3 protein-coding genes are annotated in these 2,910 nt (G+C 60.3%); all 3 read left to right on the plus strand.

All coding sequences use genetic code 11. The annotated features are described in order from the left end of the window. Positions 1-320: 320 nt before the first annotated feature. Positions 321-1,133: a nuclear transport factor 2 family protein gene (locus F8N49_RS26990; protein ID WP_151553255.1), complete on the plus strand. Its 813-nt coding sequence runs from the start codon at positions 321-323 to the stop codon at positions 1,131-1,133. A 52-nt stretch (positions 1,134-1,185) separates the two neighbouring features. After that, positions 1,186-2,592, plus strand: coding sequence for an FAD-binding oxidoreductase (locus F8N49_RS26995; RefSeq protein ID WP_151553256.1), 1,407 nt, complete (start codon positions 1,186-1,188; stop codon positions 2,590-2,592). Between the two features lie 31 nt (positions 2,593-2,623). Then, positions 2,624-2,910 (plus strand): cupin domain-containing protein (locus tag F8N49_RS27000; protein ID WP_151553257.1); only part of this gene is annotated, 287 nt, incomplete at its 3' end.

Here is a 2,910-nt window from a genome sequence, read left to right on the forward strand (position 1 = left end):
AGCGCATCAGCTGGCAAGCGTTTGGAAAGGTGACTTTGCTGAACCCTTTATTCATGGTGTTGCCCGCCTGCTTCATCGAGCGCTTCCTTTTGCTCATGTTAGGTGGGAAGAGCCTTCATTGGCTCAACCAGTGCTTGAGCTTTAAAAGTAGCATCCGTGTGTGAAAAAACTGTGAGTTTTTTCAGTCCGTTTAGCGATTGATTCGCATTTTTTGATGTAAGTCACTGGCTCATCGATTATCGCCAAAACGCCACCATGGATTTTTCATTGAAGCGGCAGAGGAAGTTGGGCAAGCTCGGTTCTTTTTCGCCGAGCCGCTTATGCACGCTGATGAAGACGGCCCCGAACAGACCCAGGCCACGGCCGCCACGGTCATGCGCTATCACCTGAGCTGGAAACACCGTGATCTGGACAGCGTGATGGCGCTTTATCACGCCGATATCCAGTACAACGATTTCTTTCAGAACCGGGTGCTCGGTCTGGATGAGTTACGCGAATACGTGCGCGTGAGCATGCCGCGAGAATCCGACGAACTGCTCGAACATTGCGACCGAATCCGGGTGGATGGCAACACCGCATTCATTCAATACGAGGTGACCTTGCGCGGCGGCGACGGCCTGGTGTCGTTTCGTTCCAGCGAAGCGATCACGGTCAAGGACGGCTTGATCTGGCGCGTCAACGAGTATGCCTCGCTGGTGCGTACTCAAGCCGACGGTAGCTCCGCGCCAAGCCGTCCGGCGGTCAGCAGGCTAGGTCTGTCACCGCGGCAACTGAGCTTCATGGCCGAAGACCTGCAACAGTATTTCGAAAAGCAGCAGCCCTATCTGGACCCTGAGCTTGACCTGCAACGCGTGGCGAAGGAGTGCGGGTACAGCCGCAATCAGATTTCCTATCTGCTCAATCAGGTGCTCGGGCAAAGCTTTTATCGCTACGTCAATCAGGCGCGCCTGCAGCATTTGCTGCGTGCGCTGGACAGCGCCACGCCGCCGTTGCGCGTCGACGAGCTGGCGTTTGCCGCCGGCTTCAATTCGTTGTCAGCGTTCTACAAATGCTTTCGCGAACACACCGGCCAGTCGCCCAAGGCCTACGCCAAACAAATTTCTCTGCGGGCACGCGCGCAAGACATCCACTGAAGGCAGCCACTAGGATCGACGCCATCGAAGGTTTTCAGTGGCGGAGTCTGGCATGTCGGCGTGGCGCACGATCAGTTTGTGGATGGATCAGCTCGATGAGCCGCTATTGGCGCGGCCCGCGTTGGAGCGTGACCTGGATGTCGACGTGGCGATCATCGGCGCCGGTTACACCGGACTGTGGACGGCGTACTACCTGAAAAAACAGGCGCCCGGCCTGGATATCGCCATCGTCGAGGCGCAAACCGCCGGGTTCGGTGCATCCGGACGCAATGGCGGCTGGTTGATGGGTAATTTGCTGGGCGAAGATCGCTTGCTCGCAGGCTTATCGCCGCAGCAGCGCAGGGCGTCGTTCGATCTGCTGCGCAGCATCCCCGATGAAGTGGAGATCGTCCTCGAACGCGAAGGCATCGACTGCGATTACCGTAAGGGCGGGGTGCTTTATTGTGCCGCGCGCTACCCAGAGCAGGAAGCCGTTCTGCGCGATTACCTGAGCAAGCTGCACGCCCAAGGCCTTACCGATAACGACTACCGCTGGCTCAGTCCCGAGCAGCTGGCCCGGCAGATCCGCGTGGCCAAGCCCTACGGCGGCATCTTCGCCCCCCATGTCGCGACCATTAACCCGGCGAAACTGGTCCGTGGTCTGGCGCGGACCGTGCAGAACATGGGCGTGAAAATCTACGAAAACAGCCCGGTCACCCACTGGCAACCCGGCAGTCTGCGTACCGCCAAGGCCAGCGTGCGCAGCCGTTGGATCGTCCCGGCGGTGGAAGGTTATTCGGTGACCTTGCCGCCACTTGGCCGTTATCAGTTGCCGGTGCAAAGCCTGATTGTCGCCACGGAACCGCTGTCCGCTGCGACCTGGGACGAAATCGGCCTCAATCGTGGTCAGGCCTTCAGTGAATTCAGCCGCCAGGTCACCTACGGCCAGCGCAGTGCCGACAATCGTCTGATCTTCGGCGCCCGTGGCGGTTATCAGTTCGCCGGCAAGCTGCGCCATGACTTCAACCTCACCCGCGATGAGGTCGAACTGCGCCGCTATCTGTTCGGCGAACTGTTCCCGCAGCTGAAAAATGTGCAGATCACCCACGCCTGGGGCGGCAACCTTGGCATGTCGCGGCATTTCAAGCCGCACATGCTCTGCGACCGCGCCAACGGCATCGCGTTGTCTGGCGGTTATGGCGGCGAGGGCGTCGGTGCCAGCAATCTCGGCGGCCGGACGCTGGCCGATCTGATTCTTGAGCGCGACAGCGAGCTGACCCAACAACCGTGGGTCCTGCCCGACGGTGGCATTCATGCGCTGCGTGCCTGGGAGCCAGAGCCATGCCGCTGGCTCGGCTACAACGCGATCATCAAAAGCTTTGTGCACGAAGACCAGACCCTGGCCAATCCCGCGACCGCGCCCTGGCGGCGCAAGCTCGCCAGCCGGGTCGCCGGTTTCATGGAAGGTTTCATGCACTGAACGTCGTTTCCCTCAATAAACAGGTCACGCCATGAGCATCACCCAATTCAAGAACACCGCCACGCTTGAGCTCGAAAAATCCAACCCGGTCGCCGTGCCCCTCGGCGAACCCGTGGCAATTGCCTCGACCACCAGTGTCGAGCGCGACGACGGTGTCGAAACCGGCGTCTGGGAATGCACCCCAGGCCGCTGGCGGCGGCAGATCACCGCGCAGGAGTTCTGCCATTGCATTTCCGGGCGCTGCACCTTCACCCCCGACGGTGGCGGCGAAGCCCTGCACATACAAGGCGGCGATGCACGGATGTTGCCAGCCAACAC

Origin of the sequence: Pseudomonas sp. GXM4, assembly GCF_008923895.1 — a bacterium.
Lineage (GTDB): Bacteria > Pseudomonadota > Gammaproteobacteria > Pseudomonadales > Pseudomonadaceae > Aquipseudomonas > Aquipseudomonas atacamensis.